The sequence below is a fragment of the Haloferax sp. s1 genome (assembly GCF_058382125.1).
Genome location: NZ_JBZRPK010000548.1, coordinates 1 through 7041, shown reverse-complemented (window position 1 = coordinate 7041; position 7041 = coordinate 1). Strand labels below are relative to the sequence as shown.

Here is a 7041-nt window from a genome sequence, read left to right as displayed (position 1 = left end):
TCTCGATGTCTATTGCAGCGTACAACCAAGACCACTCGCCATTGATTTTGACAGCAGTCTCGTCAACCGCAACCCGCTTCGGCTTCGCCTCAGGCGGGTTGTGACCGCTATCAGCCAGCCGATGTACCCAGTCCCAAACAGCTTGGTGAGAGCGTTCAACGCCGAGATGGCGAAGAATCTGTTTTGTTTCTCTAAGTGAACAACCGGTCGCGTGGAACTGGACGGCGAACACCCTGACGGGCGTCCCCAGAACGCTTTGCGTTCTGGTGGGCTGCACGAGAGCAAAGCTCTCGTGAACGTCCCCAGAAATCGGAGATTTCTGGTGTGCGAACGAGACGCTTCGCGTCTCGTCAACGTCGCTGTCCGCTCACGCTCCCAAGTTTCTTCTAAATCCGTCGCAAAGCACTCGCTGAGCAGGTCTGCGAGCATTCTAACCAATTAACTCAACGACCTGCTCGTTCCTCAAACTGGCTTAACTAGACAGTGCCTCGTTACTGTTGCCTATGAATCACAGTTCGAAGACGTGTCGGTATTCGTTTGAGATCGTTCCGCGGGAAGAGTGACGCGCAGTTGCTGGCCATGTTTGAGATGGTTCGGTGGGTCCTCAAGGCGAAGCAAGACCATGCCATCGCCAGCATCGATCACGCGAGCATCCACCCCCTGGTCAGTCACTGCAGCCTCGATTCGATCAAGACGCGCAGCAATCTTTTCGAGCGTGGCTCCGTCGGAATCACCGCTTGTGGCCGATTCAGCGTCTGACGCATTGTTGGAACTCGCATGACCAGTTGGCTGTGGGTGGCCGTCTGTCGAATTTAGGCGCGGTGATAAGTCGGCGGCCAGTGGTTGGTCTGTCTGTCCGACCGAGAGCCGTGAACGAAGGGCTGATAGGTCGAGCCCTTCTGCACTGAGGTCAACTTCATCAACCCGTGTGACGGATGGTAATGGAATCTCTCGGTTCACACTCGACTCGCCAAACTGACTACCGATTGTGTTCGTTCCAGACAGGACCCGACGTGTCGTCACCTCCGTCACCCACGGTGGGGGTGTCCAGCCTGTCTCATCTAAGAGTGTGTAACAGTCAGTGGTGTCTGTCGCCCAGACATAACTGGCGTACTTATCCTTGTACTGATTCGCAGCGGCCCCTTGCTGGTGGGTAATGACCACGTGGGTTGGTGAGAGCGTCTCAACGACGTTGTCGATCGTTCGTGACGAGGGGTGGTTGCTGAGAGCGAACTCATGCGTCGTACACGTAGCGCTCGTCACGGGAGAGTGGCCACCGCTGATGAGTTGGACCAGAGTTGCACCAGGGTCGTCAGTAATCGCCGCAAAGAGCCGCTCGGCACTTCCGTCAACCGGAACCTCCGGTCCTGCAATCGTCACGCTTTCGGGCTGTACCACCTCCGCTGGGGCAGTAAACTCGGGAACTGATGTGACGTTCGGGATTGTGTACTCGAGTGCGTTGTAGAGTGTTGCAACGTGTCCAGCGAGCGTGATTGGGAGTCGCCTGTTCCATCGGTCGGCGAGGTGACCAAGAAGATACGCAAGGTGTAGTCCGGTCAGCCCACTGGCCGTCGCCAAGACAGTCGAGCCAGCCCAAACGCGCTCACAGATCGTCCCGACAGCATCGGTGAGTGTTGCTTCGAATCCCTCGCTCGTGGCCGCGGTCAAAATGAGGGTGTCGACATCAACAGGGAGGTCGAGGTCAAGCCCGGGATACCCAGCAACGCGCCGGGTGGTGAAATCACCAGTCACGAGAATTGTTCGCCGTTCGTCATCGGCAGTTGCCTCAAAGAGAAACCCTGCGGCACCGGGTGTGTGGCCCGCTGGGACGGGATGAACACGGAGCCCAGCGACGATTTGCGTCCACCCCTCGATCGGTTCGAGTTGTTCGAGTACGTCATCGGTTTTTGAGAGTTCGTAGTGCTCGGCACCAACTGCAAAGACATCTTCCAGTATGGTTGCGGTATCGGCAGCCGCATAGACTGGCGCACCGTGCAGCAGATTATCGCCGAGTGATTGGTAGTGATCGAGGTGCGCGTGCGTGAGACAGATCGCGGTGAGATATTCGTTGGCGTCCTCGTCGAGCAACGTATCGACCGACACACCCTGCCCAGCGTCGATGAGTACAGAGACCGTTTGGTCAGCGAGCAACCCATCGAATCGTAGGAGCAGGGATTCGCGCCCGGAACGTGGGTTTGCGTGCTGGAACTGGATCTCCATCGTTATAATCTACGCTACCACGTGGGAATATCCATCGATCTATCGACAGGGAAACAAGACCAACAAATTAGTAGCCAGACCACTACCAACGAGTTCAGCACTATCTCACCCTCCACTGAAGGCTGCTTGACTAGTAGGGAACGACAACAATTTCAGAACGAACCGACGAGCCCGATGATGAGTGGGCGAGTTGGGTTCTCGGAAGGTTGAGCTGTCCCTGAAGAGTGTTATTGGGCCAGAAACGACTGATGTAGCAATTTACTCTTGGAGCGCCACTCACACCAGTATGTCCAACAGCGAGTCCCCAGATGGCCCGCCGTCTCTCGAGGATGCGTTTCGTGGCGACGACGTTGAGCAACGCATCTACGGGACGATTCTCCAGACTCGCGAGCCGGCGACACCATTGACGCCGCTGAAACAAGTGACGAACGGACAATCGACGACGTGTACAGTGATCTCGGTGCCTGGGCGACCACCCACGAAGAGCGAACACGTACGAACGTGCCCACCAACAACACACCAGTACTGACCGCCAAGAAATATGACTACGGCGAGTGGCGCTGCACAGAAGAAACGACTATTGGCTAGCGTGAGAGTGTCGCGAATGTGACTGACGACGTCGCGTATCCTTCGGTCGAGCTCATTCTCGATCTCCACGAGCAGATCGTTGACGAGGGCGACGCCACAGAACTCGGGGTTCGGTCGGAAGACGCAATCGAATCTGCAGTACAGTACGTCTCTGAAGGATACTTTGGGGAGGTTCCACAGACACTACATGAAAAAGCGGTGCATCTAATGCGTCTTCTCGTTGCAGATCATCCCTTCGTCGACGGGAACAAGCGGACTGCACTCCGAACAGTGGTTGTCTTCTACATGCTGAATGGACGCACGTTCGACTACGGCGACGAAATTCGGGCCTTACTGCACCGATTTGCGACCGATGAAGCCGCAGTCGACACCGAGACCGCAGTAATCTACTTCCGAGCGTGTGCTCGTCGCAACTGATAAAGGGACACAATGAGTACGTTTGATACAGAGATGGCGTCCAGCACCGATTCCTCGGCGACGGTCGACGAAGAAGTCCGCCGGTTGTACGAGCGGTATCAGGCGGCAGAGAGCGACGCCGAACGTCACGAGATCGCTCTCGAGATGGGGAAACTTGACGGACGCCGCCACGCGGAGATCTACGCCGCGCTCGAAAACGAGTGAGTCAACAGGCTCTCAGCGGCTCCTTAGCTATTGACGACCGCTTTGCTATCCAGTGACGGCGCATCGTGGTTAACCGACCATCACGACGTGCTGACGCTTGTTGTCGGCGGAATCGAAGACCGGATCACGGCCCTCTGGAGCGAGTAAGGGCCGCGGTCTCGCGTGGAGTGTTTATCCGCGCCAGAAGGCGTGCAGCGCGCGACAACGTGCGCAGCGTGATTCACCATGGATGATCCCGATCCACATGACGACACGAGTGCCGACTATGAACAGTTCGAGACTGAGCTCCTCGCACAGGACCGCGACGTCACCGGCGTCAACACGGCGGACATCGACGACACGACGGCCCAGAGCCAGATCAACGAGCTCCTCGACGCGGACGTCGTCACTCCAGTTCCCGAGGACCGCGTTCTCGTTCACGAACCGAGTGGTACTGCGTTCGACTCACCGACGCAGCTAGCCGTCTTCCACCGTGGCTGGACGGCCGCCTGCGATGCCGACGCGGAGGACGAGTGATGCAGCAGACGCTCACGGGGTGTGCATTCTGCGACACTCCGCCCGGCGCCGAGGCTGGCGAGGCGCATACGTGGGGTCAGGATGATCGGGTTACTCACCCCATCTGCGTCGACTGTGCGATCCAGTCGGGGCCGGATCCCGACGAGCGCGATCACTACGCCTGCGACGGGTGTGGACTCGTCGTCGACGCGCTTGCAGCGCTGACGCGGTTCCGCGTGGAACTGGGGCATCTCGAAGGCCCGTTGCAACTGTGCGAGCACTGTAGTCCAGGGGGGATCGCAACGTACTGGACACGTGATCTCAAGGAGCATCTCGTGGCCGAGTGACGGTCGGCCGAGTGAGGCTCACATCGTACACACGAAAACGGCTAAGTGCGTTGGCTCACATTGTACACATCATGAGCACCGATAAGAAGCGCGTGCAGTTTCGGGCCCCCAATCGGCTCATCGACCGGGCCGACGCACTGGCCGCAGTCCTCGGGGAAGACCGAACAGACGTCCTCGTGACCGCGCTTCGGGAGTACCTCCAAGACGCCGCTCACGACGACGCACTCACCCAAGAGATCGCCGCCGCCTATTACGACGACGAGATCACCTTCGATCAACTCAAAGCACTCGTCGGCGCCGAGGAGGCGGCAAACCTCCGAGTGTTGAAACAGCAGTTGGACGAGGACTTCATCGACGAGGTCGCCGACGCATAGATGTCGCGGCTTATCGCAGACGCCTCCGCCCTCGTGAGTCTCGGGATCGTTACTGACGACGACCCCGATCCACTCGCACTCTGTCTATCCCGGTACGAGGTCGTCGTCCCAACAGCGGTCATCGATGAACTCCAAGAGATCGCCTCCTACGATGACGTCCATGGACACGCCGCGTCCGCCGTACTCGACCAAGCAGAGTCATTCACGACACAGTCGGTCGACCTCGATGCCGAGTTCCCCCTCGATGACGGTGAGAACGCGGCGGTCACGCTCGCGAACGATCTCGATGCTGCGCTCTTCCTCTGTGACGAGTTCAACCAACTTGGCTTGATCCACGCCTCACTCGCTGATACCCGACTCGTCACGACACCGACGCTGCTCTCGGTTCTCGTTCGAACTGAACACCTATCAGCTGCCGATGCGCGGCTGCTCCTCGATACAATCAGCGACGCCCGTAGCTGGAGCGCGAACAGTTACGTGCAACGCGCTCGCTCATTGCTTGAGGAACCCTGACCGAGGCTGTCGCCGTCCGAGATATCCTTTTGTACCTTCATGTATGTCTGTCTATCCATATACGATCTACAATCATCATCAGACCAAGATTTACGGCTGTATCTATCGGAGATATCGGCTCAGTCGGGTATACAGGTACATCCCGCCAAAGATGAGGCCAAGGAGTACCAAGAGACCAGTAACATAGTCCTCGGAGACATCAACTCGAAATGGGGGTGTTTGAAGATACGGAACATACCATAAGGGATAGAGTAGAAGCACAAGCAGACATATCGAACGTCACTTCACATAATAGTTGTGTCCGTAGAACTGTCGTGATCAGGCTCTGCCAGTGCAAAGCGAGAAACCTATCCAGAAGTAGATAATCCGTATCCTGAAGCTACAGTCGCGGATCTCAAGCAACAAGCAGCAATGCATCCGAATTTGAACCGGGCAGCATTCATTACGACAGCACTCAATGATACCCGTGAGCTATACGTCGCAACAGGGGTTCAATCGCTCGCTGAGCAGCCCGATACGATCTTTCAACTCACCTCAAGTACGGGATTCGCAGCCTATGACATCAACTGGCTTCAAGACCATCGAATTCGCTACTGGCACGACGGAGCAGTTTACGAGCGGAAAGTCACAGCAGCGAACAAACGCTTCGAACTATAGATTACGCACCTACCACTCATCGCGTTACGAAAGGTAATAGCAAAGGTGTATGGCTAGTGACCTGGCTAAGCAGGGCGGCTACTTGTTAAATTCCAACTCGCAACGAGCACCCAGAGGTTTGAATCTCCGTCAACTTGGCCCGCCGGCATCTACCCCGAGTTGTATTGAACCGCTCATCCCACCGCAAAGCGTTAGAAGCCACACTAGGATGAGGGTGGTATGACCATTGTCTACCGGTTTCGCCCAATGAAGAATTTAATCGGAAAATATCGTGAGCTTGAGAAACAGGAATTGGCACTTTCCTCACCGCGATACTTTAACGATCCACTTGAGGGATATCAGGATGTGTTTTGGGAAGGGGATGAAGTCCTGTGGGAGAATCTGCTCCGGCATTATCTGTTGAATCTCCACCGGGCAGCGATAATCTGCAGGCTCTCTGACAATGACGAAGATCTTGATGAATATGCTATAGATTCCAAGCTAACCCGTGACGACCTCCCTACCGATGATTATCGCCAACAATTCAATTCCGTTTGTCAGTCCTTTTTCGATGAGAGAGGGTTTGGAAGAATCCCTTCAAGTCTAGCTTCCCTGCCAAAGCCGCTGAAGAGGAAAAGCCTGCAACTGTTCTTGTCGGTTATCCATCGTTCGGCGCTCGCGTCTGTATTAGATACTCTACGGAATTCAAATATGATTCCTGAAACGTGGCCCAAGGTCACGAATTCAATAGACTCAGACACCGTTGTGGAAATATTGGATGGCCTTTCTGCCGCCATGGATGAGGAGGCCGAAGCACCAGGGATAGAGTTCATCGCATCGCACGTTGGCCCCCTCGGTTCGCACACGTTCCTACAGCGGGCGTTGGAGACTGAAGTCGACGAGCTTGAACTGCACACAAAGAAAGAAATCCTATTGTTCGCGTCATTTCCTGGCCGATACGTTAGGCAAATCTGTGATTCGCTCATCCATCCGAATTGGCACACGTTATGCTTTTCCAAGGAGTGCACAAGTCCGTCCATGTGGGCTGCGTATGCAGACGAACACCGAGGCGCTGCCTTGATGTTCCACACAGACAGCCAATCCGATGGGTCATGGGCAGAGCTTACTGTGAATGGAAGGACCGGATTGCAGGGCTCGGAACCCATAACTGGGCAGATTCAAGCGCCGCTGTACGCTGTTGACTATGAATCCCCTCCACCTCAGGTGGACTTCTTTCAGTTCTTAGG

General features: G+C 56.0%; 8 protein-coding genes and 3 pseudogenes. 8 read left to right on the top strand and 3 right to left on the bottom strand.

The genetic code is table 11. From position 1 onward, the window contains the following. The 3 genes and pseudogenes from QT222_RS09780 to QT222_RS09770 all read right to left on the bottom strand — a co-directional run. Window positions 1-244, bottom strand: a pseudogene (locus tag QT222_RS09780) (transposase domain-containing protein); the annotation flags it as partial. Window positions 245-357: 113 nt separating this feature from the next. Continuing rightward, window positions 358-429: pseudogene (locus QT222_RS09775) on the bottom strand (IS6 family transposase); the annotation flags it as partial. A 72-nt stretch (window positions 430-501) separates the two neighbouring features. Then, window positions 502-2220, bottom strand: a complete 1719-nt coding sequence (locus QT222_RS09770; RefSeq protein WP_491477053.1) for an MBL fold metallo-hydrolase — start codon at window positions 2218-2220, stop codon at window positions 502-504. A 286-nt stretch (window positions 2221-2506) separates the two neighbouring features. On the opposite strand from QT222_RS09770, the pseudogene QT222_RS09765 reads away from it, so the two are divergent. From QT222_RS09765 to QT222_RS09730, 8 genes and pseudogenes are all read left to right on the top strand, one after another. Further along, window positions 2507-2765: pseudogene (locus tag QT222_RS09765) on the top strand (hypothetical protein). A 61-nt stretch (window positions 2766-2826) separates the two neighbouring features. After that, window positions 2827-3225, top strand: a complete 399-nt coding sequence (locus tag QT222_RS09760; RefSeq protein ID WP_491477052.1) for a type II toxin-antitoxin system death-on-curing family toxin — start codon at window positions 2827-2829, stop codon at window positions 3223-3225. 33 nt (window positions 3226-3258) lie between these two features. Beyond that, complete coding sequence (locus QT222_RS09755) at window positions 3259-3429, top strand: hypothetical protein (protein ID WP_491477054.1); 171 nt, start codon at window positions 3259-3261, stop codon at window positions 3427-3429. A gap of 225 nt (window positions 3430-3654) precedes the next feature. Further along, entirely contained in the window at window positions 3655-3945 is a 291-nt protein-coding gene (locus QT222_RS09750; RefSeq protein ID WP_491477051.1) for a DUF8069 family protein, read from the top strand. Beyond that, on the top strand, window positions 3945-4271 hold the full coding sequence (locus QT222_RS09745; RefSeq protein WP_491477050.1) for a DUF7558 family protein: 327 nt from the start codon (window positions 3945-3947) through the stop codon (window positions 4269-4271). The genes QT222_RS09750 and QT222_RS09745 overlap by 1 nt, the downstream gene beginning before the upstream one ends. Window positions 4272-4342: 71 nt before the next feature. Beyond that, window positions 4343-4645: a hypothetical protein gene (locus QT222_RS09740; protein WP_136601315.1), complete on the top strand. Its 303-nt coding sequence runs from the start codon at window positions 4343-4345 to the stop codon at window positions 4643-4645. Continuing rightward, window positions 4646-5158, top strand: coding sequence for a PIN domain-containing protein (locus tag QT222_RS09735; protein WP_491477049.1), 513 nt, complete (start codon window positions 4646-4648; stop codon window positions 5156-5158). It abuts the gene before it with no gap. Window positions 5159-6034: 876 nt separating this feature from the next. Next, the coding region (locus tag QT222_RS09730) for a hypothetical protein (protein WP_491477048.1) at window positions 6035-7041 on the top strand (1007 nt) is incomplete at its 3' end.

Bases quoted from the DNA above. Each gene is read 5' to 3' on its own strand.
- QT222_RS09740 (WP_136601315.1), top strand. From the start codon at position 4,343: ATGAGCACCGATAAGAAGCGCGTGCAGTTTCGGGCCCCCAATCGGCTC.
- QT222_RS09770 (WP_491477053.1), bottom strand. From the start codon at position 2,220: ATGGAGATCCAGTTCCAGCACGCAAACCCACGTTCCGGGCGCGAATCC.
- QT222_RS09745 (WP_491477050.1), top strand. From the start codon at position 3,945: ATGCAGCAGACGCTCACGGGGTGTGCATTCTGCGACACTCCGCCCGGC.
- QT222_RS09750 (WP_491477051.1), top strand. From the start codon at position 3,655: ATGGATGATCCCGATCCACATGACGACACGAGTGCCGACTATGAACAG.
- QT222_RS09755 (WP_491477054.1), top strand. From the start codon at position 3,259: ATGGCGTCCAGCACCGATTCCTCGGCGACGGTCGACGAAGAAGTCCGC.
- QT222_RS09735 (WP_491477049.1), top strand. From the start codon at position 4,646: ATGTCGCGGCTTATCGCAGACGCCTCCGCCCTCGTGAGTCTCGGGATC.